16 protein-coding genes are annotated in these 24,099 nt (G+C 62.6%); 14 read left to right on the top strand and 2 right to left on the bottom strand.

All coding sequences use genetic code 11. The features are described from left to right. Positions 1-3 precede the first annotated feature (3 nt). The 7 genes from pglX to E3T24_RS13860 all read left to right on the top strand — a co-directional run bounded on the left by pglX (position 4) and on the right by E3T24_RS13860 (position 15,192). On the top strand, positions 4-3,456 hold the full coding sequence (gene pglX / locus E3T24_RS13890) for a BREX-1 system adenine-specific DNA-methyltransferase PglX (RefSeq protein WP_134434729.1): 3,453 nt from the start codon (positions 4-6) through the stop codon (positions 3,454-3,456). Beyond that, positions 3,449-5,944 carry a BREX-1 system phosphatase PglZ type A gene (gene pglZ, locus E3T24_RS13885; RefSeq protein WP_134434728.1) on the top strand — a complete coding sequence of 832 codons (2,496 nt, stop codon included), beginning with the start codon at positions 3,449-3,451 and terminating at the stop codon, positions 5,942-5,944. The genes pglX and pglZ overlap by 8 nt, the downstream gene beginning before the upstream one ends. 13 nt (positions 5,945-5,957) lie before the next feature. Further along, entirely contained in the window at positions 5,958-8,084 is a 2,127-nt protein-coding gene (gene brxL / locus E3T24_RS13880) for a BREX system Lon protease-like protein BrxL (RefSeq protein WP_134434727.1), read from the top strand. A gap of 70 nt (positions 8,085-8,154) precedes the next feature. Then, a complete protein-coding gene (locus E3T24_RS13875; RefSeq protein WP_134434726.1) occupies positions 8,155-8,406 on the top strand; it encodes a hypothetical protein in 252 nt (83 codons plus the stop codon). After that, positions 8,403-10,901: an AAA family ATPase gene (locus tag E3T24_RS13870; protein ID WP_134434725.1), complete on the top strand. Its 2,499-nt coding sequence runs from the start codon at positions 8,403-8,405 to the stop codon at positions 10,899-10,901. The genes E3T24_RS13875 and E3T24_RS13870 overlap by 4 nt, the downstream gene beginning before the upstream one ends. Positions 10,902-11,112: 211 nt before the next feature. Beyond that, positions 11,113-14,655 (top strand): MobF family relaxase, encoded by a 3,543-nt coding sequence (mobF, locus tag E3T24_RS13865; RefSeq protein WP_277871434.1) that lies wholly within the window; start codon positions 11,113-11,115, stop codon positions 14,653-14,655. A 150-nt stretch (positions 14,656-14,805) separates the two neighbouring features. Then, positions 14,806-15,192, top strand: coding sequence for a sulfate permease (locus E3T24_RS13860; RefSeq protein ID WP_134434723.1), 387 nt, complete (start codon positions 14,806-14,808; stop codon positions 15,190-15,192). Positions 15,193-15,319: 127 nt separating this feature from the next. Here E3T24_RS13860 and E3T24_RS13855 read toward each other — a convergent pair whose 3' ends face one another. Next, the gene (locus E3T24_RS13855; RefSeq protein ID WP_134434722.1) at positions 15,320-15,598 is read right to left on the bottom strand and encodes a hypothetical protein; all 279 of its coding nucleotides are present in this window, start codon (positions 15,596-15,598) and stop codon (positions 15,320-15,322) included. 191 nt (positions 15,599-15,789) lie between these two features. Between E3T24_RS13855 and E3T24_RS13850 the strand changes: the two genes are divergently transcribed. Continuing rightward, positions 15,790-16,155 carry a hypothetical protein gene (locus E3T24_RS13850; RefSeq protein ID WP_134434721.1) on the top strand — a complete coding sequence of 122 codons (366 nt, stop codon included), beginning with the start codon at positions 15,790-15,792 and terminating at the stop codon, positions 16,153-16,155. A 10-nt stretch (positions 16,156-16,165) separates the two neighbouring features. On the opposite strand, the gene E3T24_RS13845 is transcribed toward E3T24_RS13850, so the two are convergent. Continuing rightward, the gene (locus E3T24_RS13845) at positions 16,166-16,405 is read right to left on the bottom strand and encodes a helix-turn-helix domain-containing protein (protein ID WP_134434720.1); all 240 of its coding nucleotides are present in this window, start codon (positions 16,403-16,405) and stop codon (positions 16,166-16,168) included. Between the two features lie 641 nt (positions 16,406-17,046). On the opposite strand from E3T24_RS13845, the gene E3T24_RS13835 reads away from it, so the two are divergent. From E3T24_RS13835 to E3T24_RS13810, 6 genes are all read left to right on the top strand, one after another. Further along, positions 17,047-18,072, top strand: coding sequence for a relaxase/mobilization nuclease domain-containing protein (locus E3T24_RS13835; RefSeq protein ID WP_134434719.1), 1,026 nt, complete (start codon positions 17,047-17,049; stop codon positions 18,070-18,072). Positions 18,073-18,923: 851 nt separating this feature from the next. Continuing rightward, the gene (locus E3T24_RS13830; RefSeq protein ID WP_134434718.1) at positions 18,924-19,634 is read left to right on the top strand and encodes a hypothetical protein; all 711 of its coding nucleotides are present in this window, start codon (positions 18,924-18,926) and stop codon (positions 19,632-19,634) included. A 151-nt stretch (positions 19,635-19,785) separates the two neighbouring features. Next, complete coding sequence (locus E3T24_RS13825; protein ID WP_134434717.1) at positions 19,786-20,856, top strand: LacI family DNA-binding transcriptional regulator; 1,071 nt, start codon at positions 19,786-19,788, stop codon at positions 20,854-20,856. A gap of 124 nt (positions 20,857-20,980) precedes the next feature. Then, complete coding sequence (locus E3T24_RS13820) at positions 20,981-22,237, top strand: extracellular solute-binding protein (protein WP_166789212.1); 1,257 nt, start codon at positions 20,981-20,983, stop codon at positions 22,235-22,237. A 79-nt stretch (positions 22,238-22,316) separates the two neighbouring features. Then, positions 22,317-23,228, top strand: a complete 912-nt coding sequence (locus E3T24_RS13815; RefSeq protein ID WP_134434715.1) for a sugar ABC transporter permease — start codon at positions 22,317-22,319, stop codon at positions 23,226-23,228. Between the two features lie 44 nt (positions 23,229-23,272). Beyond that, entirely contained in the window at positions 23,273-24,067 is a 795-nt protein-coding gene (locus E3T24_RS13810; RefSeq protein ID WP_134434714.1) for a carbohydrate ABC transporter permease, read from the top strand. The last annotated feature ends 32 nt before the right edge of the window (positions 24,068-24,099 follow it).

Genomic DNA, 24,099 nt, shown 5'->3' with positions numbered 1-24,099 from the left:
CTGATGGAAACCGCACCCCTTAAGTCGTTCGCCACCTGGGCGCGCATCGCCCTGATCCGCGAAGTCAACGCGCGCATCGTCGCGGTGCTCGCTCCGGCCTCCAAAGACCGAGTCGAAAGTGCCAGCGTGGTCGCTGCACTCGAGCGCGATATCGCGGCCGGGGGCGGCGGCGAAACCGGACGTGATGCTATAGCCGACAAGGTTGCTTACACCTGGTTCAACCGCATCATCGCTTTGCGTTTTATGGATGCCAACGGCTACACCGGCACCGGCATCGCCTCGCCTCAGCGTGGGCAGAATATCGGGCAGCCGGAAGTGCTGGCCGACGCCAAACGCGGCAACATCGACCCCGCCGTTGTTACGAACAAGCGCACTATCGAAGAGATCACCGCGCTGCTTGATGGCACCCGCCGCAGCGACGACCCACAGGGCGAGGCATACGCCTTGCTGCTCACCGAGTACTGCCGCCACTGGAACCGCTCGATGCCGTTCATGTTCGAACGCGAAGGTGACTACACCGAGCTGCTCATCCCCGCCAACCTGCTCGCCGACGACTCCGTGCTCGCGCGCGCCGTCACCGTGCTCACCGAGGATGTCTGCCGAGACGTCGAAGTCATCGGCTGGCTGTACCAGTTCTATATCTCGGAGCGGAAGGACGAGGTCTTCGCCGGGTTCAAGAAGAACAAGAAGGCCGGCGCTGCGGAGATTCCCGCCGCTACCCAGCTCTTCACCCCGCACTGGATCGTTCGCTATCTCGTCGAGAACTCCCTCGGGCGGCTGTGGCTGCTTAACCGTCCAACCTCGCGCCTGGCCGAGCAAATGGAGTACTACATCAAGCCGGTCGCCGAAGAGACCGACTTCCTGAAGGTCTCCAGCCCTGAAGAGTTGAAAATCATTGACCCAGCCGTCGGCTCTGGGCACATGCTCACTTACGCTTTCGACCTGATCTACGCGATCTACGAGGAAGAAGGTTACGCACCTGGAGACATCCCCGGCTTGATACTCCAGCACAACCTCTACGGCACCGAGATTGATCCCCGTGCCGGCGCTCTCGCCGCGTTCGCGCTTATGATGAAGGCCCGGGAAAGACAACGCACGTTCTTCTCGCGAGGCATCCAACCGAACATCTGCGTGCTTGAGCCGATCCGTTTTACAACGGATGAACTCGCCCTTCTCGTTACCCGGCGACAATACTCGGCTGCTGAAGAGTTGTTTTGGAATCAGTTTGCGCACGCGGATCTCTTGGGAGCGCTAATCCAGCCCAGTCCCGAGATCGCGGCCGCGATCGAGGCTCATAGCGGAGATGCAGATGAGGGTGATCTCATTTCCGTAGAACTCCATGAGCGAGCGCGCAGGGTGCTGCGGCAGGCGAGTTACCTCTTGAGTCAATACTCCGTCGTCGTGGCGAACCCACCGTACATGGGTAGCGGTAGTTTCGATCCGCTGCTCAGAAGTCTCCTGGCTGTCCGGTTCAAGGTGACGCGATCCGATCTCTACGCGATCTTCATAGAGCGCTCACTCGAGTTGCTCCGGAGTGGCGGTTACCTAGCTATGGTGACCATGCAGGGTTGGATGTTCACGACGTCCTACGAGGGTCTTCGCAGCTTGATCCTTGCCAGGACTTCGATTGCTACGCTCGCGCAGTTCGGCACGCGTGCATTTGAGTCTCTAAATGGAGAAATCGTCGCTACCGCCGGAGTTGTTTTATGCAACAGGCGGCCGGTCGATGCGACGGCTGGCCAGTACATACGACTCGTCGAAGGTAATGCTTCGGCCAAAGCAACTGGCCTTCGCGAGCAGGCGAATGTAAGCCACGTTTTACAGCGTCTCCTGGCCGGTCTTCCGTCGACGCCAATTGTCTATTGGGAAGCCGATCTGCTAGCACGCCTTTACGGAGCTCATCCGCCGATCGGAGATCTCGCCCCGATAAGGGAAGGCATCCATACCGGGGACAACGCACGATTTCTCAGACAGTGGTGGGAAGCCGGGGCGGACCGGTTTATCCGACACGCGACCAAGCGACAGGACGTTGACTCTGCTCACGCACGATGGGTGCCATACAACAAAGGAGGGACATCCACGCGCTGGTACGGGAACAATACTCTGGTTCTCGCTTTTGACCGCGCCGCTCGAGATGAGATGGCCCGGCTTTCCGGTTTCGTGGAGCCCAGCAAGGACCTCTATTTTCAGGCTGGAGGAACATGGTCCGATGTTGGGACAAATGGCCTCCGGGTTAAGTACTACCCCGATGGATATCTTTTTGCCGATAAAGGGCCCGTCGTCGTGGGAGGCGACGACAACTATTTTCTGATTGGAGCGATGAACTCCAGTGCCTTCGGCTATGTCGGCGAACTACTTATGCCAACGATCAGTTATAAGGCGGGCACCGTCAAGAAGATCCCCTTGCCGTCCGCCGCGAACAAAGGCCAGATTTCAGAGATCGTAAGCGAGGCAATTGAGATCGCCAAGTCTGCATGGGACTCAGGCGAGGTGTCATGGGACTTTGCGACGCTGCCTCTGTTCGATGGCTTGATTATCGGTGGCTCGAGGCTGCGAGACGCGGTGCCGGCATGGTTGGCTCATACGGTCGACCGTTCTGAACGGCTGCAGGAGCTTGAGGAAATCAACAACGGTCTGTTCGAGGGCTGGTATGAGCTTTCGCATGATGCACAGGATCGGCAGCTCAACTTCGTTCCGTCGGATGTCTCGCTCGACAGCCAGGAATCTGCCGTCGAGGATCTCATTTCCTACGCAGTTGGCTGCATGTTCGGGCGGTACAGCCTTGACGAGTCGGGGCTCATCCTCGCCAACCAGGGCGGCACGCTGCAGGAATACTTGGCGAAGGTGCCGAGCCCGTCGTTCATGCCGGATGAGGACAACGTCATCCCAATCGTGGACGGCGATTGGTTCGAGGACGATATCGTGGCGCGGTTCCGGCAGTTCCTGCGGGTCGCGTTCGGCGAGGAACACTTCGAGGAGAACCTGCGCTTCATCACCGAAACGCTCGGAGTGAAGGACCTGCGCGACTACTTCGTGAAGTCTTTCTACAAGGATCATGTGCAGCGGTACAAGAAGCGCCCGATTTACTGGCTGTTCTCTAGCCCGAAGGGCTCGTTTAGCGCCCTCATCTACATGCACCGCTACACGCCGTCGACCGTCTCGACGGTGTTGAACGAGTACCTGCGCGAGTTCAAGTCGAAGCTGGAGGCCAGCCGCCAGCACCACGTGAGACTCGCGGCAAGTGACGGCACGCCCCGCGAGAAGGCGGCCGCCGAGAAGGAAGTCGATCGCCTGCGCAAGGTGCTGCTCGAACTCGACGAGTACGAACACGATGTGCTCTACCCGCTCGCCACCCAGCAGCTCGCGATCGATCTCGACGACGGAGTGAAGGCCAACTACCCGAAGTTCGGTGCCGCGCTCAAGAAGATCCCCGGCCTGGAGGCCAGCGATGAGTGAAACCTCCGCCGTGAAGGAGCACTTGGCGCGTCGGTTCAATACGCAACGCGTTGTGTTCTGGCATGACCCAGACAGTGAGTATACGGGCGACCTCGACACGCTCGGCCTGGATGGGGTCGAGACGATGCGCGTCGAGAATAACGAGTACGCGGTGAAGAACCGGATATTGCGCGTCGCGCCGAAGTCCAAGTTCCTCGTCTATCGCGCGGGATCTGTCCCGACGGGGGTCGCGAACTGGCTGCTCGACCTCGAACTGGCCTCCGGAGTATTTACGGCCGACCGCACCTCCCTCGTGCAGCAGGACCTTGGTCTGACTGCAGACGGCATCGACGAGGTTGTCCGTGTGCACGAGAAGTTTTTCCGGGCGGCGAAGCGTGTGCAGAGCCTCAAGGTGCTGCTTGAGCCGGATGACGACGCCGACAAGCTGCGGGCGAAGATGTTGGCTGTGCTTCTCGGCCAGCGGGAGCACAGCCTGCTGGAGCTGACGCGCACGTTGCTGATCGAGAACGCCGCCGGCGGTGATGCGAAATACCGTGCGCTTGTCGACTACGGGCTCGACGAGTTCCACTGGAAGGGTGCGGCTGCGATATACGGTTACACGTCGCCGAGCCCGAGTGTCCACGACTTCGCACTGTGGGTGTTCCGGCAGGCGATCGACGGGTTCAAGTCGGATCGCCCGGGCGGGCTGCGCAATATCCAGCTTGACTTCGCGAGCCTGCGCAACGATCGACGAAGCACGGACGCACTCACAGCACTCGCAAGGCGTGCGGCATCTGATCTCGACTACGCGGGCCGCATCGAGGACGCCACGTTCCGTGACCTCGCGGGCAACGATCTCTTCGAGGAGGTCGAACGCAAGATCATCAGCGACCTCGCCCGTGCCGTCGCCGAGCGCACTGTCACCGCGCGCGACGTCAGCGACGTCATTCGGAGTCGCCAGAGCAGTATTTGGATCGACGGCTACCGCAAGCTCTACGCGGCTATCGGCAGTGCATCCGAGCTGCTGAGCGAGTTGACGACGCTGAAGTTCACCGTGTCATCCTTCGACGAGGGACTCGACCGCTACCGACGTGAGTGGTTCCGCGTCGACCAGCTCTACCGACAGTTCGTATTCGCCGCGCGTACGGCTGAGCACTCCGGGCCACTGGAGACTCTGCGTGCCGAGGTGGAGAAGTTTTACGCGAACAAATTCCTCTACGAGCTGGGCAACGCATGGCAGCAGCAGGTCGATGCGACGGATCGGTGGCGTTCGTCGGTGCTACGCCCGCAGACCGCGTTCTACACGGAGCATGTCGCGCCGATTATCCGCGATGGCCGCAAGAAGGCCGTCGTCATCATCTCGGACGCTCTGCGCTACGAAGTTGCCGAAGAACTCGGCACGCGTATTCGGCAGGAAGACCGGTTCGACGCGACCCTCGACGCCGTGCTCGGCGTGCTTCCCAGCTACACCCAACTCGGCATGGCCGCTCTCCTGCCGCACAAGACGATCGGTCATTCGAAGGGTGGCGACCCCGTGCTCGTTGACGGGCAGCGCTCCGACGGCACGGCAAATCGCAACAAGGTGCTCGGCGCTGTCGACGGCAAAGCGATTCAGGCAGAGGATGTCCTCGCGCTCTCACGGGATGAGCTGCGCGAGCTCTATGCGCAGTACCAGGTGCTGTACGTGTACCACGACCGCATCGATGCGACCGGCGACAAAGCCCGCACCGAACGCCAGGTTTTCGAGGCCGCCGATGACGCGCTGCGCGAGCTGGTCGACCTCGTCAAGCGCCTCACAAACGCCAACGCGACCAACATCCTCGTCACCGCCGACCACGGGTTCCTGTTCCAGGACACCGCGCTCGCCGACTCGTTCTACCTCTCCAGGCTCCCACAGGGCGATGACGTCACCGTTACCAACCGCCGATATGTGCTCGGTCGGGGGCTGAAGGACGACTCGGCATTCCGCACCTTCGCCCCGAAGCAGGTCGGACTGGACAGCGATCTTCAGGTGCAAATCCCGAAGTCGATCCACCGACTGCGCCTACCGGGTGCCGGTTCGCGGTTCGTGCACGGCGGCGCTGCGTTGCAGGAGATCGTCGTACCCGTGCTGACTATCAACAAGAAGCGCAAGAGCGACACCCGACTGGTCAACGTCGAGGTGCTGCCCGAGTCCGACAAGATCACCACCGGCCAGCTCGTCGTCAAGTTGTTCCAGTCCGAACCGGTCAGCGAGAAGGTGCAGCCCCGTCTGGTGCGCGCTGGCCTCTATGTGGGCGAGACGCTGATCTCCAACGAGCCCGAGCTGACGTTTGGCCAGGAGTCGACCGACAAGCGTGACCGCTATCAGAGCGCGCACATGCTGTTAAGCCAAGACGCGAACGAGTTCAACAACCGCGCCGTCGAGTTCCGGCTCGAGGAGCGCATCCCGAACACCAACCAGTGGCGCGTGTATGCCAAAGCGATGTACACGCTGAAGAGGTCGTTCGCCTCGGACTTCGATTTCTAAGGAGAGGACAGCCATGACACTTGACAGCGTCACGCAGCCGGGGGGCGACGCGCCCGAAAGTGGAGCGGCCGAAGTCCCGCCGCCGCAGACTGACCTCGACCGCAAGATCAACGAGCACTTCGCCGGAGCGGTGGTCCGCAAGGACCTCGTCAAGGCGGTCAAGGGCAACGCGATTGTGCCGTCGTACGTGCTGGAATACCTGCTCGGCCAGTACGCGGCATCCGACGACGAGGCGACGATTCAAGCGGGCATCGACCGCGTGCGGGAGATCCTCGCCCAGCACTATGTGCATCGCAACGAGTCAGAACTCGTCAAGTCAAAGATCAAGGAGCGCGGGCGCTACCGGGTCATCGACAAAGTCAGCGTCACTCTGAACGAGAAGGACGACGTCTACCAGGCATCGTTCGCGAATCTCGGGATCACGAATGTCGTCGTCGATTCCGCCACCGTCACCGCACACCAGAAGCTGCTCGTCGGCGGAGTCTGGTGTCTATGCGACGTGGAATACTTCCACTCCGATGATGCCCGTGTTTCGCCCTGGATTCTCGGATCACTCAAGCCGATTCAGATGTCGAACTTTGATTACGCCGGCTACCTCGCCTCACGAGCCGAGTTCACCACTGATGAGTGGATCGACCTGCTAATCCAGTCGATCGGGTTCAACCCCGAAATGTTTGGTCGGCGCGCGAAGCTGCTGCAGCTCGTGCGCTTGATCCCATTCGTCGAGCGCAACTACAACCTCGTCGAACTGGGCCCCAAGGGCACCGGCAAGTCACACATTTACTCAGAGTTCTCACCGCACGGGATGTTGATCTCAGGCGGCGAGGTGACCGTCCCGAAGTTGTTCGTGAACAACGCGAACGGTCGCCTCGGTCTCGTCGGGTACTGGGATGTTGTCGCATTTGACGAGTTCGCGGGCAAGAAGAAGCGCACCGACAAAGCGCTCGTCGACATTATGAAGAACTACATGGCGAACAAGTCATTCTCGCGTGGTGTTGAGACCCTCGGGGCGGAGGCCTCAATGGTGTTCGTCGGAAATACTTCGCACACTGTGCCGTTCATGCTCAAGCACGCCGATTTGTTCGACGAGCTGCCCGAGAGCTATCACGACCCGGCATACCTCGACCGCCTGCACTTCTATATCCCAGGGTGGGAGATCGACACGATCCGCAGCGAGATGTTCTCGGACGGCTACGGGTTCGTGGTCGACTACATCGCTGAAGTGCTGAAGTCGATGCGTAACTTCGACTATTCGGACCGCTACCAGCAGCACTTTACGTTGGGATCCGACATCTCAACTCGCGATCGTGACGGGATCCACAAGACTTTCTCGGGGCTAATGAAGCTCATCTACCCCCACGGTGAAGCAACCGCTGAACAGATTGAGGAGTTGCTGCGCTTAGCAATTGAAGGGCGTAAGCGCGTCAAGGATCAGATCCTGCGAATCGACTCGACGATGGCCGAAGTGAGGTTCGGCTATTCAGACACCGCCAGTGTGTGGCACGCGGTGTCCACGCTCGAAGAAGACGAGTACCCGAAGTACTATCACCGGCGGTCTGCGAAGGGAGCCGGCGACATTGCGAGCGACGAGCAGAGCGATCCTAGGCAGGTCGGTGAAGAGCCGATCGAGATGGCTCCACCTGCCGAGCCGACGTTCTTCGAGGGGCACCGGGAGTTCCAGGAGAACCAACGCGGCGTCTCGTACGACACGATGCTGCTGCCGTACTTGCGCGGCGCAACCGAGATCACGATCGTCGACCCCTACATCCGTCTCCCGCACCAGGGTCGCAATCTTGTAGACCTGCTGGCTCTCCTCGCTGCCGCGAAAGATCCTGCTGACGAGATCGCCGTCACCCTCCTAACGAAGGAGGACACCGGCGAGTTCCAACGGCAGCACTTGCTCATGATGAATGAGATCCAGGACGGAGCCGCGGCCGTGGGTATCAAATTCACGGTCGTCTGGGACGAGACAATCCACGATCGTTCCATTAGAGCGGACAATGGCTGGAAGATCCTGCTCGGGCGCGGGCTCGACATATTCCAAAAGGGTTCTGGCAGCCAATTCGACCTTGGTGCGCGTCGTCAGGAGTTCCGTCAGGTCGTAGCCTTCGGCGTCACCTACATTCGCGAACGTGAGTGACTGTGTTGTGCGCAAAGGCAGGTAGGACTGTACAACGCCCCAAGACCGCAATCCCGAAAGCGAGGAAGCTATGACTCTGCCGAGTGAGGGGAGCCCCACACCATTCGAGTTTGATGAAGACCGTGGATTCTCGGAGAACATCACCACGTTTCTTGAACATGTACGGAGCGCCAGCCCGGAAATGGGAGAGCTATTGGGGGAGCTCGCTAGTCAAATTGTCGCGGGCGACGAGGACCGTACCCGTATGCGTACGAGCTTCAACGCCGAGATCGCGCGGAGACTCGACCAGTCGCTGCTCAGCGAGGAAGGCGGGGCAGAATGACGCGCTATTTCCTAACCCGGTTGAAGGTAGAAGGCTTCCGAGGGATCAACAACCACGGCACGCCACTGGAGATGAAGTTCAAAAGCGATCACGTGAACTCAGTGTTCGCGACGAACGCGAGCGGAAAGAGCTCACTCTTTGAGGCGCTGACATACGCCATCAAGGGCGAGATCCCGAAGCTCGCTGAACTTCAAGCATCGGATAACGCAGACCGGTACTACGTCAACCGATTTCATGGCGCGGGGCGGGCATCGATTGAGGTGGATTTCACGTCGGATGACACCCCATCAAGCGTTGACACCGTACTGGTTGAACTCGACGGAACGACCGGCATACGATCAGTGACGAGTCCCTCTGGGCATGCCGATCCGGCTCAGTTGCTGGTGGCGCTCGACCAAGCGTTCACACTGTTGGACTACGCATCTTTTCAACGATTTATCGACGACACGCCGCTGAGACGAGGACGTTCTTTCGCATCCCTTCTTGGGTTGGCGGAGTACTCGGAGTATCGGCAGGCTCTCCGCGTTCTGTCGGACACTCGAAGTGTTCGCAATGATCTCGGCATGCCTGCGCTCGAGGCAACTGCGTCTGCTGCATCGCGGGCGATGCCCACGGTCGTGGCTCGTCTTCACGCGGCGTTTACCGAGCTAACAGGGGAACAGATCGGCGATAGCCATGATCTCACGGCACTCGGAACTGGAATATCGAGTGTCCTCACCGCTATACCTCTCGTGAGCAGCTTCTTCGAGGGCGTCTCGATAAAGGACGTTGACTTCGCCTCTGTTGCGACGTCTCTTGAAAGCGCAGAAGGCGGTGACGAACGCGCCCGCTTGCTGGAGATCAACCGGGTTGTCGAGGATCTGGAGAAGCTTGTACTGGTAAGCGCGGTTAATGAAGAGCGTCTCGTGCTAGTCAATGGCGTTCGTGAACTGACTGAGCAGCTGGCGACGACACAAGGAGAGCACTACCAACACCTTTTCGCTGCAGTCCAGAAGATTATCGATGGCGGGGAGCTTGAGAATCCTCACATTTGCCCGGTCTGTGGATCCCTGATCGAGAGGACCATTGGGGATCTGGTTGAAGAGCAGCTTGATCAGTACGCAACGGTTGCGGAAAGGACTCGGGAACTCGACGACATTTGGAGCGCGAGCACGTCGGCAAGCCTTCTTGCGCAGATCGAACAAAGTCCGCATATCGGCCTCGAATCAAGTGAGCGCATTGCGCACGCGTTTCAGGAGACGGTCCGCATGGGGACCGTCGTCGTAACCGATGTTGATTCCTGCTTCGATCGGCTTCAGTTGCTCGGCACGCTTGTTGCGGGCAAGATGGCCTCGCTCGTCTCCGAACGAGAGCAGATCGAAGCCAGCCTTCCGCCATCTCTCGTCGCCCTTTCTCGACGTGTGGATGCGGCCCGTAGATTTCGTGACGCGTGGGAGGAGTACGACCAGCATGAGGTCGAGTACGAGGTCGCCGACGGGAAGCGCAAGGCGCGGCAGGCGTGGATCGATTTCATATCTCAGGCTTCGAAGACCTTCGCGGATGCTGAAACGCGGATGACGAGCGCCAAGGTTGCAGAGATCGGCTCTGCCTACAAGTCGATGTTCGCAAGCATCATGAACACCCAAGCGATCGTTCCCGAGTTGCGGCGTCCTTCGTCCGGTGAGGAGTTGAGGGTCGAGCTAGAGGTTTTCCACGGACTCCACGATGTATCGGCGCGAGCTGTGCTTTCTGAGAGCTACCGGAATGCGCTCGCGATTTCTGTATTCCTGTCCGCCGCGAAACGACACAAGAGTTCTCCGCGGTTTGTGGTGCTAGACGATGTCACTTCGAGTTTTGACGCTGGGCATCAGTACTTCTTGATGGAGCACATCCGGAGTTCCCTTCAGGCTCGTTCAGGTGCGGACGGACTACAGTTCATCATCCTCAGCCATGATGGCCAGTTGGAGAAATACTTTGACAAGCTCGGGAACACATTAGGATGGCACCATCAGCGGCTGAACGGATCGCCGCCAGTCGGCGCAGTAGTAACCCACGCTCAAGGCGCTTCGAGGCTGGAAGACACTGCTCGTGATTTCCTGAATGCTGGACAGGCACAACAGGCAGAGCCGCTCATCCGCCAGCATCTGGAGTTCAAGCTGACTGAGATCATCCGAAAGCTGGATATCCCGGTGCCGATTGACTACGCGATGAAGGACCAGAGCCGGATGGTCTCCAACTCGATCGCGGCTATTCAGGCGGCAATCGATTTACACAAGGCCGCGGGAATGCTCGTGCTAGCTCAAAGCCAGGAGGCGGATTTTGGTGCTCACCACGTCACAGGGATCATTAGCAATTGGGTGAGTCACTACGAAACAGGAACTGCTGGAAGCCTGAGCGCAGCGGTGCTGTTGCGCGTATTGGACGACACCAACCGATTGTCCGAGTGCTTCCAGTACGACGACACACGGAACGGGGTGACGGCAAAGAAGTGGTATCGCTCGCTGCGCTCCCGATAGCGTTACATCGGTGATCGACGCGTAGTGTCGGTCCGTCGCTGGCTAGCTGTATCCGGCGCTCTTGATCGTCCAGGACGTGTGACTGTATGGGCAGCGGTGAACGCCCATAAAGCTGATACACGTCTTGCAGATCAAGGGGCTGCGCCCGCTCACGCGGGCTCAGCAGCCCACCTCTCTGGCAGAGGAGAGGCGGTGCCCGGTGTCGATTTCGATGCGGGTGATGAGCTCGGGCGATGGGTACAAGTATCTGCTCCGCACCGTCGCCGCGGCGGATGGCGACCGGTCGCTCTCCACTCCACTGACGCGGTACTACGCCGAGGCGGGCACGCCGCCAGGTCGTTGGCTCGGCAGTGGGCTGGCAGCTCTCGGCCATGGCGAGATCACCGGGAGAGCGCTCGTATCCGAGGCGCAGCTCCAGTTGCTCCTGGGGATGGGGTTCGACCCGGTGACCGGCGAACCGCTCGGTCGCGCGTATCCGTCGTATGTGAGCGTCGCCGATCGGATCGCCGCGCGGATCGCGGTGCTTGATCCGAGCCTTGGCATCGTCGAGCGGGCCGAGGCGACCGCGGCCATCGAGACTGAGGAAGCCGAACGCGGGCTGCGCCGAGCAGTTGCCGGGTATGACTTCACGTTCTCGCTGCCGAAGTCGGCATCCGTGCTCTGGGCCGTGGCGGATGCAGATACGCAGGCGACCATCGCCGACGCGCATCATGCAGCGGTTGTGGAGGTGGTTGCATTCATGGAGCGCGAGCTTGCGGCCACGCGCTCGGGTGCAACCTCGCGAGACGGGGCGGTTGCGCAGGTCGATGTCACGGGCCTCATCGCGGTTGCGTTCGACCACTTCGACTCGCGTGCCGGTGACCCGCAGTTGCACACGCACGTAGTCGTGAGCAACAAGGTGCAGACTGTGTTCGACGGCAAATGGCGTTCGCTCGATGGCCGCCCCTTGCACTCGGCGACCGTCGCGCTCTCGGAGCTGCACAACGCGGTGTTTGCCGACCACCTGACGCGTTCACTCGGCGTCGCGTGGGAGCGGCGGGATCGTGAGGCCGACCGCAACCCGGTCTGGTCGATCGCCACGGTGCCGGAGGGGCTCCTCGCCGAGTTCTCTTCCCGCTCGCGGCACATCGACATCGAGAAGGACCGGCTGATCGCCGAATACGTCTCCTCTCACGGGCACGCGCCGTCGAAGGCAACGATCATCCGGCTGCGTCAGCAGGCGACCCTGGCGACCCGGCCTGACAAGGTGCTGCGGTCGCTCGCCGAGCTGACGAACGACTGGCGCACCCGCGCCGGCCGTCTACTTGGGCGCGATGCAACCGAGTGGGCACGCGAGGCCCTGAACGTGGCAGCCCCTGCGCTGCTGCGGGCGGACGACGTGCCGCTCGACGTGATCGCTCACGTCGGCGAGGTAGTGGTGTCGGTCGTCGGCGAGAAGCGCACCACCTGGGGACGCTGGAACCTGTACGCAGAGGCGGCGCGGCAGACGATGGGCTGGCGCTTCACCGCAACCGAAGACCGCGAGGCGATCGTCGGGATGATTGCGGATGCCGCCGAGCGCGCGTCCTTGCGCCTCACCCCGCCCGAGCTTGCAAGCAGCCCCGTCGTGTTCCAGCGCAGCGACGGCACGAGCGTCTTCCGTCCCCGCAACTCCGCCCGCTACTCCGCAACCGCACTACTCGACGCCGAAGACCGGCTGCTTGCGCTCGCGCGCAACACCGGCGGCCCCGTCATCACGGGCGCAGCCCTCGCACGTGCCGCGCACGCAGGAGGCAAGCGGGGGCGCGCCCTCGGCGAGGACCAGCGTGCGGCGCTCGAATCCATCGCAACCTCCGGTCGCGTGCTCGACCTGCTCGTCGGCCCAGCCGGTGCAGGTAAGACCACGGCGATGAACGAACTGCGTCGCGCGTGGGAATCCGAACACGGCGCGGGCTCGGTCGTGGGTCTCGCGCCGTCTGCCACTGCTGCACAGGCGCTCGCCGAAGACCTCGGGATCTCGACCGAGAACACCGCGAAGTGGTGGCAGAACTACCGAACTCACGGCATCACGTTCACCGAGGGCCAGCTCGTCATCATCGACGAGGCATCGCTCGGCGGAACGCTCTCGCTCGACCGGCTCACCGGCATCGCATCCAGCGCGGGCGCGAAGGTGCTGCTCGTCGGTGACTGGGCGCAACTGCAATCTGTCGACGCGGGCGGGGCATTCGCCATGCTTGTCGCCAGTCGTGAGGATGTGCCCGAGTTGGCCGACGTGCACCGCTTCGTCCACGCCTGGGAGAAGGCCGCGTCACTCGACCTTCGGCATGGGCGGCCCGCCGCCATTGATGCCTACGAAGTGTATGGTCGCCTGATCGGCGGGGAGACGGAGCGGATGGCGGATGCCGCCTACACGGCCTGGCGACGCGACCGGGCGGACGGGCTTGCCTCCATCCTCATCGCCGAGACCGGTGACGCGGTGACCGCGCTCAACCAGCGAGCCCGCGCCGACCTCGTGCTGGCCGGTGATGTCGATGCGAGCGCCGAAGTCGCGCTTCACGACGGAACCGCGGCGTCTGTCGGCGACGTGGTGTTGACGCGCCGGAATGAGCGCACGCTCCGCGCCGGGTGTGACTGGGTACGCAACGGCGACCGGTGGGTCGTCTCGGCGGTGAAGGCGGACGGCGCGATGACCGTTCGTCGCGCGGGGCGTCGCTGGGGTGGTGCGATCGTGCTTCCCGCCGGATATGTCGCCGAGCACGTCGAACTCGGGTACGCGGTCACCGCCTACCGTGCGCAGGGTGTCACCACCGACACCGCGCACGCGCTCATCGAGCCGGGCACGACGCGCGAGAACCTCTACGTTGCCATGACGCGCGGACGGCAGGCCAATACCGCGTACGTTTCGGTCAACCGACCGGATGACGACCACAGCGAACGGTACCCCGGAGATCCGGCAGAGGCGACCGCGCGCTCGGTGCTGTACGGGGTGCTCCAGCACGTCGGGGCCGAGCTGTCGGCCCACCAGACCATCGCCACTGAGCAGGATGCCTGGGGCTCGGTCGCGCAGCTCGCCGCCGAATACGAGACCATCGCGGGCGCTGCACAACAGGAGCGGTGGGCGGCGCTCCTGCTCGCATCCGGGCTGTCGGCGGGGGAGGCGGATGCGGCGACCGCTTCGACGGCGTTCGGTGCTCTCGGCGCGGAGCTGCGCCGAGCCGAAGCCGACGGCTACGACGTCGACCGGCTGCTGCCACGACTCGTCGCCGCTCGTGGAGTGGCCGATGCGGACGACATCGCCGCGGTGCTCCACGAGCGAGTAGCGCGGGCTGCCACTGATGCGCGCGGTGCAGGGCATGTTCGCAAGCCGCTGCCGCACATCGCCGGGCTCATCACGCCTGCCGTCGGCCCGATGGCGGCCGACATGCGCGCCGCACTGCGCGAGCGCCGCGCGCTCATCGAGCAGAGAGCCAATGCTTTGGTCGACGAGGCGGTGCGCGGGGGAGCGGCGTGGCTGACCGAACTCGACGGCGAGCCGAGCGACCCGCAGCGTGCGCAGGAGTGGCGACGCGAGGCACGCGTCGTTGCCGCCTACCGCGATCGGTACGGGATCGCGGACGAATCGGCGCTGGGCTCGACGGCCACCACCGCGGCTCAGCGGGGTGACGCCTCCAAGGCGCACGAGGCACTCATCCGCGCTCGCCAACTCGCTGCCGACACCGCCGAGTGGGTGTCACCGACGCCCGTGGTAGCAAAGGCGGCAGCGCCGAGCCTGTAACGCGGGCTCTTCCGACTGTCGTAGGAGAGGCGTACGCTGGATTTCAAGGTAGCGGTCACAACTCATAGGTTCATTACACGACAGCCTCCGGGCGCTCATCTACGGGCTACCTCCTCGGCGGAGTGACACGCTTTTTCGAGAGACGGGATCATGTTCCGACTGCTCTGGGCATTCAGCGTTCGGGTTCGCGTCTTCATGTGGCGCTACATGCCAACGAACATCCTGCTCAACGCGCTGCGAACGCGCCGTGGCCTCAAGTGGGGCGTGCCTGCCATGCTGCTTGCAGCCCCCTACCTTGTCGCCGCTTGGCTCTGCTCGACCTGGGTGGCCGACGGCGGCCCCGGCTGGGTCAACCTGCTCGTGCTCCTCTTCGTCTGGAACGCGCTGAAGTTCATCGTCAACGGGCCGATCACCCTGGTGATGCTCCTGCGCGTGCGGCTCGCCGAACGCCGGGCGCGCAAGTCATACGAGCGCGACCTCGCGGGCTACGAGCCGGATCGACAGATGGGGCCGCTAACGCACTCTATGAGCGACTGACACTCCGCGAGCCTGCCGCGCTGGAGCGATGCTCTCACCTTTCCACCATGGATGCGGTCTCCCTCGGCTCGTTGTTGTAGCCGCGTTGCAGTGAAGGCTGCAACGGTTCCGGTCGCCGCGAGATGGGCTAATCGGGCAGGGAGAACCACTCTCCCTTCTCTGCGACGGCGGCGAGCGGTTGCAGGCACGTCTTCTCATTGACTCTCTTGTCCGCGGCGTGAAGGAGTGTTGCGGGATACCGTGAGGGCTCGCTAAGGATGATTTCGGCGAGGTCTGGGTCGAAGGTTCCATCGAACTCCGGAAAGCGAGGGACTGCTGTCGGTTCGGTTGACTCCTTGACGTGCCCCATAGTTTGGTTACCCGAATTGATGTGTGGACCGGGCTCTCTTTGAGCGGCCTCATCCATGCCCAGACCCTTCCCCGCCGAGTCCCGGATGCGCGCAGTCGCGCTCGTTCGAGCTGGTAAGCCGATCACGACTGCGGCCGTTGAGCTGGGGGTGAGCGCGGCGGCGATCCATAACTGGGCGGCTCAGCCACCACTAAAACCAGTGGAATTTCGTCCAACGGTTCCGCGAGGGCAATGGACGCGCTCAGCGGATGTTCCGGAATCGGGTTGCGGCCGACGCTGGCTGGCAGCTGGACTGGCGCCCCGCCCCGGGTGCCGTCAACGATGCCGCCTGCCGCGCCGCTTCGGAGCGCAGTGACTTCGGCCCGATGCGCTCGATGTTCGATCAGGTCGTGACGCCGGCCGGAATCGCGGCCGACCCGTCGTCGGCTCTTGATCGGTTCGCGCTTCGCACCTCGAGGTCGATTGACCAGGCGTTGGATGCTGCGCGCATCGCGGGGATGGATCAGCCCGCGGCGCCGGTGGCGCAGCCGCCGGTAGGTCCTCGTGCTCCGGAGGCGTCCGGGGCGACCGGCTACTGGCTGGGCCGGGACCAGGGCCCCGGCCTCGGCCGCTAGCGACCTTCGCTCAGGATCGACGGTGCGGGATCTCGATGCCGCGCGGGTGCTCGGCCCGCCACTGGTCGACGTCGGTTTGCAGGTAGCGGATGGTCGAGCTGATCGTGAAGTACGCTGGCCCGAGGCCGGTATCCCGGAGCCGTTTCAGGTCGCCGCGGCTGACGCGCAGCTCGGCGCTGACCTCATCGGGAATCAGGAACAGTTCGTTTGCCAGCGCATCGTCGAGTACTCTTGGCCGATTTGTGGTCATTGTTGGTTTTCCTCTCGCGCGAGCGTGTCGAGGATCATCACGTGATCGCCGTTGGGGATGACGACCGTTGTGCACACCCGGTAGCCGGAACGGCCGTGAGCTCTCAGGTCGACATCGCGGGCGGTTAGCTTCGCTATTCGCCGCCGGCCTCGTCGTCCCCGGAAGGGACGTTCGTCGTCAGGGTCGTCACGTCGACCACGACGCTCGCTGGCAGCTGTCGCATTGCAGCTCGTCCATCGGGTCGACGGGCACTTTGTATTCGCCCAGGGCTACCGATTCCAACGTTCCATTCCTGTCCATCACACACCCCGCGTTCACATCTCCCATTGCCTTTCGGTACACGCCGAAAACAGCGCCAGGAGTCGAGCGTCAAGGGACCGTGGAATGCCGGAGCGCAGCGAGGATATGCCGCGGAAGCCCTTGATGATCGGGGAGTGGTGCGTACCCTCACCCGGTGCGAAAGGCAACTGAGTTGCCGTACCGGCGCAGTCGGCCAAGAACATCGCGGAGCTTCGCTCCGGCTCTCTCAGCTCTTCGATCCGAGCACGCTGACTGAGAGCCAGAATCGCGGTTTCTTCGGTCGCCGGCGGCGTGCGAATGCGACGCCGGGGGAGAAGCGCTCGAAGCGCTACCCGGTGACCGTGACGCCGACCGAGGCGGCCGAGCTCGAGGCGAAGGCTGCGGCCGCTGGCATGAGCGTTCCGCGGTTGCTGCACGAGTCTGCGAAGAGCTCGCATGTGGAGACGAGCACGGAGCGGAAGGCGGCGATCGCGGAGCTGTTCAGTGTCCGTCGAAAGGTCGCCGGCATTGCCACGAACCTGAACGAGCTGGCCCGGTACGCGAACGCGGAGGGAACTTCCCGGCCGAGGCCAAGGCGGTCACTGCCGAGTTACGTGGGTTGTTCCCGAGGGTCACCGCGGCGGTTGATCGGCTGGCCGACTCGTGATGCCGAACGTCACGCGAACGACCGCATGGGCGGTCTGCTGAGCTACCTCGCGGGGGAGGGGCGCTCGAACGAGCACGCCGAGCCGCACTTGGTGAACGGCGACTCTGCGACCTTCACCCTTTTCGGTGACAGCGAGCTTGCGCCGTCGACGGCGTTGGCGGTCGCCAAGCACCTCGACGAGCCCCGGACGGCGTTCGGGGTCGAGGTCAACGGCGGCCACGTCTGGCACGCCAGCCTCAGCCTCCGTGCTGAGGAGGGGCAGCTGACCGACGAGCACTGGGCGACGATCGCGGAGCAGTTCGTCGACCGGATGGGATTCACTGAGGCATCCGGCAAGGCCGGTTGCCGGTGGGTGGCCGTTCGGCACGGTCTGTCGAAGGCCGGCAACGACCACATCCACATCGCCGTCAACCTGGTGCGGGAGGACGGCACCAAGGCGTCGATCCACCACGACTACTCGCGGGCTCAGTCGATCGCCCGCGAGCTCGAGCAGGAGCACGGGCTGCAGCTGCTCGAGTCGCGCGGGTCGGACATGGCCATGCGCGGAGAGCGCCCGGGGGAGCGGGAGATAGCCAACCGCCACGGCGACGACACGTTGGCGTCCGTGCGCCTCGAGCGGAGCGAGCGTGCTGCTGCTGCAGCGTCACTCGACGAGGGCGAGTTCGTGCGCAGGCTGCACCAGGCCGGCGTGCTTGTGCGGTCCCGCTTCGCCGCCGATTGAGACGATATCGTGGCCGGCTACTCCGTCGCGCTTCGACCCGGGAGTCGGGACGAGACGATCGTCTGGCATGGGGGTGGGCGACTCGCCCGTGACCTGACCTTGCCGCGGCTTCGGGACGGCTGGCCGGACACCCCACAGTCGGCGCAGGTCGGCGTCGACGAGTGGCAAGCGACCTGGCGAAACCCGATGCGGTACACGCCGGTAACTCCCGGCCGTGAGCAGCACGAGCCCGGCCCTGAGCTGTGGCGCGAGTATACGGACCAGGTGACGCAGCTGCGCGACCAGCTGAGCGCGGTCGACCCAACCGACCGCGCGACATGGGCGCGCGTCGCCTGCGAAACCAGCGGCGCATTCGCCGCATGGTCGCAGTGGGTCGAGGCGACACCTGGCCCGCTCGCGGACGCTTCGCGGACCCTCGCCCGCACGGCTCAGATCAGGGCCCGCGACGTGGGACGCAAGAACACGGCCGGTCCTCGCTCGATCGCGGGCGCGGCGAACCTCCTAGCCACGGCGACCACGCATGGCCAGGGCACGCAGGCTGAGGCGATGCTATTCCGTCAGCTGATGCGCACAGCGCAGGCGATCTACTCGATGCACCAAGCCGTGAACGAGTCACGCCGTGCCGCGGGAATCCATAACGCGCTCGGCGCGCGACTGGATGCCGTGCGAGCCCAGATGCCCGAACTCGTCAGTGATTCTGCAGGCGATGTCGCGGCTGAGATCCCGATGACCGAGACGCTGCGCCAGGCCACCGGAGGGCAGGCGCCGACACGGCCAGCAGGCAGCCCGCGCCGCGGCCGCAGGTACCGACTACGCCGCCCGAGCGCGGCGCCGAGAGATAGGGGAGAGCCATGGCAGAGCTACAGGCCGATGGAGTGCTCGAAGAAGCCGAGGGGAATATCTGCCAGCAGCTCATGGCTGCGGCGCAGTTGGCCCGCTCAGCGGTCCAGGCACGACAGGACGCCGCCCAGTGGGCGACGCGCCGCGACCTCGAGGAAGCACGTCAGCTGCAGGCGCAGCTCGACGCGCAGAAAGTCGCCGCGCGGGCCGAGCTCGCTCCCGTCGACGAGTCGTCGTGGAGGGACCAAACCCAGGTGCGCGCCGTCGCCCGCGCCTACGAAACGGCCGTCACGTTCCGCGACGAAGATCAGGCCACCGGCGACGCTGAGAGCCGCATCCGCCAAGACCTGCGGGACCGGTACGACGTCGAGGTTTTGGAGACGGGCGCCGATCCCGTCGTGGTGCGAGCCACGCTCGCCGATCGCGCCACCGAGCGGGCCGACCGCGACGAGCGCCACGCGCAGGCTCGCGACGACCAGGACCGCGCCGCCGACATCGGGGACGACGCGGAGTTGTCGTGGGACTCGGCCGATTGGCGGGAGTTGCACGTCGCAGGCATCGAGGCCGCCTCCGACCGGGCCACCGCGGCGACCGCATGGAAGCAGGACGACGTCGACCAGGCCCGCCCTCCACGCGACGCCGTCAAGGGGGCACGCCCAAATTCGTCCCGCCCGAAGACCCCGATGGCCGCGTCGGGTCTTCAGATCGGGCTGGAGAGATGAGCGACCCCCTCTTGGTATCTGGTGACCGCGCAGCTTCGGTCTGCGACGGAACGTTGAAGTGCGATTGACACGAGAATTCCCGGCCTGCGGTAAAGTGCGAGCGAGACCAATCGAACATGGGGCGAATAAAGACAACTACGGAGGCCAGGAGATGAGCGCTGTGAGTCCATCAGGATCGACGATTCGTGACGTTGCTCGCGTTGCTGGCGTGTCGCTGGGCACGGTGTCAAATTACCTCAATGATGTTAAGCCAATCTCACCGAAGACACGTGTTCGCATCGAACAAGCCATCGAGAATCTTGAGTTTGTGCCGAATCGAGCGCTACGAACCATGCACGGCGGCCGGTCGCCGGCGATTGGGTTTGTCGTTTCAGACTCCCCTGATCCGTTCTTTGTTGAGGTTGCAAGAGGTGTCGAGGACGTTATCCGGAGTGCCGGAATCGTCCTAGTCTCATGTAACACGAAGGGGAAACAGGAGTATGAGAGTTCCTACGTTAAGGTCCTCGCAGAAATGCGAGTCACCGGGGCGATTGTCATGCCGTCGTTTGAACACAGCGATGTTCCATTCCGTGGCCTTCGAGCTTCCGGCGCCGGGCTGGTCGTGCTCGGTGAGTGGGACGACGATACTTGTGCCATCAGCTTCGATGATCGGCTGGGCGGCCAACTCGCCATTGAGCACTTGATTGAGCTCGGTCACACAGACATCGTGTTTCTTGGTGGCCCGGGCGGCGAACATCAGATTGAGCAGCGCTATCTGGGCGCTCTAACCGCGCTGTCCCCGTTCTCTCCGGACGCTTCGCTTCGACGAGTTGACGCGGCCGGTGTTACTGTCCAGGACCGGGCATTTCTTGCTGATCAGGTTCTCGCGCTAGATCCACGACCTACCGCGATATTCGCGGCTAGCGACACGCTGGCACTCGCGGTGCTCAACGAATTGCTACGCAGAGACATAAGGGTCCCTGGCGAGATGGCCGTTGTCGGATTCAACAATATTGCCGCGGCGCAGCTTGCGGTGGTTCCGTTGACGACAGTGTCAGTGCCGCAATACGAGATGGGCATAAGAGCCGCGCAGCTCCTTCTCGACGAGCTCAGGCCGGGCCACGTTCATCAACAGCTGCTCCTGAAACCTAACCTGATAGTTAGGGAATCAACGAGGTCTGTGGCTACTCCAGGGCTCGAGGGCCCAACCAACAAGGCGAGCAGGCGGCGCCCGCAGGACTGACGGACTTGACGCGACCGTTTCGAGACGGTAACTTCGACCCAAGGTGAAATGGTTCACCCACAGCCCAAGCACACCTCGAGTCTGGCTCGCCAGAGAAAGAAAGTCTGAGATCATGAAATCTTCAATGAAGAAGATGGTCATCCTTACCGCATCCGCGGTAGTCGCGATGTCTATGGCAGGTTGCAGCTCGACCCCCGCTGGAGACTCCACTGGCGGAACCATCACATTTGTCACCTACACGGGCGGCGCCGCCGGACAGAAGTACGTCGACGCCGTTGCTGGCTTCGAGGCGGATAACCCCGGGATCAAGGTCAACCTTGAGGTTGTTCCAGGAGATGCCACTTACGACAGCCTCGTTACCACTCGAATTCAGGGCAACAACGCCCCTGACATCTTCGAGGTTCTGAATCCGCTTGCCGGGGCCGCGTCATACATCGACGCCGGCCTGCTTCGTGATCTCTCAGATCAGCCGTGGGTGAGCACACTGGTTCCGGGGGTCGCCGCTGCTTCAGGTGTGACAGGTGGCAACACGTATGGACTGGTTACGTCCCTCGCGTCCGCGGGCGTGTTCTACAATAAGGACATCTTCGAGGCCAATGGTCTGGAGGTCCCGACCGACTGGGATCAGTTCCTCAGCGCAGTCGCCACTCTGAAAGCGACCGGGGTAACCCCGCTGGCTGTGGGCGCGAAGGATGGCTGGCCTCTCATGGTGAATGCACAGGCCATGGCCGCTAGCGACCCAGCGTTCGCTGACCCCGGTAACGAGACTGCCGCCGGACTAGCCGATGGCTCAATCAAGTTCAGCGAGAACGACAGTTGGAAGACGATGGTCAAGGACTTCTCGGACCTCGTGAACGCAGGTGGCTTCTCTCCCGACGCCTCAGGGGTAACCTGGCCGTCTTCGGCGGAAGACTTTGCCGCCGGGAAGTCCGCAATGCTCATTCAGGGCGACTTCGCCATCCCTGCCATTCGAACCGCGAACAAGGACATCAACCTCGGCTACTTCCCGCTGCCTTACGTGGCCGCTGGCGAGACTCCCGCAGTTCTGAGCTACTATCAGGGCGTGCTTGCGGTCCCGGAAGCAGCAAAGAACTCTGATCTAGCCCTGAAGTTCCTCGCCTACCTTGCGGACCCGAATGTTGCAACTGGATTCCTGACAACCGCAGCAGCGCTGCCTACCGTACAGGGCGCAGAACCCACGCTCGATCCCGCTGTCGCGGAGATCCTTCCTGCACTGCAGAAGAAGTCGGGTGATTCAGGTCAGTCCGGATTGACACCAGCAACCAACACGGCGCTGCAGACTGGACTGCAGAGCATCCTCGCTGGCAATGGTGATGTCGCTTCAGTGCTAGCGGCTCTGGACGGAGCCCAGGCGCAGTAGTCGGTAGGCGCAATGACGTCGCCCGGACCTTCTAGTTGGTTCGGGCGACGTCTGTCCAACCATCGACTTCAGGAGAAACATGACGAGCTATAGCCTGCCCACCAGACGACGTTTCGCCCTGGGTGAACGAGCTACCCGAACATTGTTCATCGTGCCTGCACTTGCGATTTTCACGATTGTGATGCTGGTACCTGTGGCGATGAACGCGGGATATGCGTTCACTGACTGGAACGGATTCACCCAAGACTTCGGTTGGGTTGGTCTGGCAAATTTCGCGCACATCGGCGCGGACGTTGCCACGCGTACGGCGTTCGTCAACACGCTTGTGTTCACTGCCATAAACGCGCCCCTGCAGATCTTGATCGGCCTGATTCTCGCCCTGTCTTTGCGTTCGACGAGTCGGTTCATCGTTGGCGTTCGACTGATTGTCGTGATGCCGATAGCGGTGAGCGGCGTGGTGCTCGGCTTCATCGGGACGATCATCTTTGATCCGCGCACCGGGATACTCGCCGCGCTTGCGGAATCCACAGGGCTCGAATTCATCGGCGCCAACTGGCTGGGAGATCCCAAGCTCGCGATGGCTGCCGTGATCGCGATGAACTTGTGGCAATGGTCCGGCTTTACCATGCTGATCTTTCTTGCTGGCCTCACAAGCATTCCCGAGGAGCTGTACGAAGCCGCACAGCTCGACGGCGCATCACGGTGGCAGCAGTTCAGCCAGATCACCTGGCCGCTGCTCTCACCGGCTGCGACGATAAACATCGTCCTCACGCTCATCGGTGGTCTGAAGATTTTCGACGTCGTGTATGTACTTACTGGCGGTGGTCCGGGAGACGCGACTCGCACCGTTGTCATGCGAGTCGTCACCCAAGGCGCAACCTCCAACTACGGCTACTCCGCGTCCATCAGCGTAACGCTGACCATACTCACCATGATCGTGGCGCTGGTCGCACTTGCGGTGCTGCGCAGAAGAGAGGCCCGCAACTCGTGACGCGTCCACACTCGCCCTCAGAAACTTTCGCGAAACGATTGAGTGTGATTCCCGCGATTATCTGGGCGGTTCTCATTCTTGTCCCACTTGCGTACTTGTTCATCATTCCGTTCCGCACTCAGCAGGAGTACAGCGCCAACCCCCTGGGGATCCCAGCAGGTTTGAATTTCGAGAACTACGCGACCGCATGGAATCAGGGTCAGCTCGGCACCGCCTTTGCCAACACCATGGCGGTCACGGCCGTATCAGTAGCTGCAATCATCGCCCTGTCGTCGGCAGCGGCGTATGCACTCTCACGCTGGCGAGGGCGAGCCGGCTCGAGACTGTTCACTGTGTTTGCGCTCGGCCTGATCGTTCCCTTTCAATTGGGCTTGCCGACCCTTTACAAAATGTGGGCTGGAGCCGGACTCGTCGACAACCTTCCCGGTGTCATTCTCATTCAAATCGGGGCGGGGATCCCTTTGGCTGTCTTCTTGTATTACGGCTTCCTGTCAGGGGTCCCCCGCGAGCTCGAGGAAGCGGCAAAGATCGACGGTGCTAGCGACCTTCGCGTGTTCACCAGCCTGGTCTTTCCCCTTCTGAAACCAGCAACAGCAACTGTCGCGATCCTGTCGACGATCACGGTCTGGAACGACCTGATCGTCAGCCTTTATTTTCTTCAGTCCAAGGCGAACCAAACACTCCCGAAGGCCACCATCGGGTTCCAAAGCACTTTCAACAACGACGTGCCCGTTTTCTTCGCCTGCGCCGTTCTTTCGCTCGTCCCCGTCCTCATCGCTTTCATTGCGCTTCAAAAGTTTGTTCTTTCCGGACTGACCGCCGGCGCGTTGCGTAGCTAACTACGACACAACAACCTCACCCCCTGACCACC

Source organism: Cryobacterium sp. TmT2-59, assembly GCF_004403545.1.
Taxonomy (GTDB): Bacteria; Actinomycetota; Actinomycetes; order Actinomycetales; family Microbacteriaceae; genus Cryobacterium; species Cryobacterium shii.
The sequence above is the reverse complement of the archived record's forward strand: the minus strand, read 5'-3'. Positions and strand labels throughout refer to the sequence as shown.

Excerpts from the sequence above, each read along its gene's own strand:
- pglX (WP_134434729.1), top strand. The coding sequence starts at position 4 with ATGGAAACCGCACCCCTTAAGTCGTTCGCCACCTGGGCGCGCATCGCC.
- pglZ (WP_134434728.1), top strand. The coding sequence starts at position 3,449 with ATGAGTGAAACCTCCGCCGTGAAGGAGCACTTGGCGCGTCGGTTCAAT.
- brxL (WP_134434727.1), top strand. The coding sequence starts at position 5,958 with ATGACACTTGACAGCGTCACGCAGCCGGGGGGCGACGCGCCCGAAAGT.
- E3T24_RS13875 (WP_134434726.1), top strand. The coding sequence starts at position 8,155 with ATGACTCTGCCGAGTGAGGGGAGCCCCACACCATTCGAGTTTGATGAA.
- E3T24_RS13870 (WP_134434725.1), top strand. The coding sequence starts at position 8,403 with ATGACGCGCTATTTCCTAACCCGGTTGAAGGTAGAAGGCTTCCGAGGG.
- mobF (WP_277871434.1), top strand. The coding sequence starts at position 11,113 with ATGCGGGTGATGAGCTCGGGCGATGGGTACAAGTATCTGCTCCGCACC.
- E3T24_RS13860 (WP_134434723.1), top strand. The coding sequence starts at position 14,806 with ATGTTCCGACTGCTCTGGGCATTCAGCGTTCGGGTTCGCGTCTTCATG.
- E3T24_RS13855 (WP_134434722.1), bottom strand. The coding sequence starts at position 15,598 with ATGGATGAGGCCGCTCAAAGAGAGCCCGGTCCACACATCAATTCGGGT.
- E3T24_RS13850 (WP_134434721.1), top strand. The coding sequence starts at position 15,790 with ATGTTCCGGAATCGGGTTGCGGCCGACGCTGGCTGGCAGCTGGACTGG.
- E3T24_RS13845 (WP_134434720.1), bottom strand. The coding sequence starts at position 16,405 with ATGACCACAAATCGGCCAAGAGTACTCGACGATGCGCTGGCAAACGAA.
- E3T24_RS13830 (WP_134434718.1), top strand. The coding sequence starts at position 18,924 with ATGGCAGAGCTACAGGCCGATGGAGTGCTCGAAGAAGCCGAGGGGAAT.
- E3T24_RS13825 (WP_134434717.1), top strand. The coding sequence starts at position 19,786 with ATGAGCGCTGTGAGTCCATCAGGATCGACGATTCGTGACGTTGCTCGC.
- E3T24_RS13820 (WP_166789212.1), top strand. The coding sequence starts at position 20,981 with ATGAAGAAGATGGTCATCCTTACCGCATCCGCGGTAGTCGCGATGTCT.
- E3T24_RS13815 (WP_134434715.1), top strand. The coding sequence starts at position 22,317 with ATGACGAGCTATAGCCTGCCCACCAGACGACGTTTCGCCCTGGGTGAA.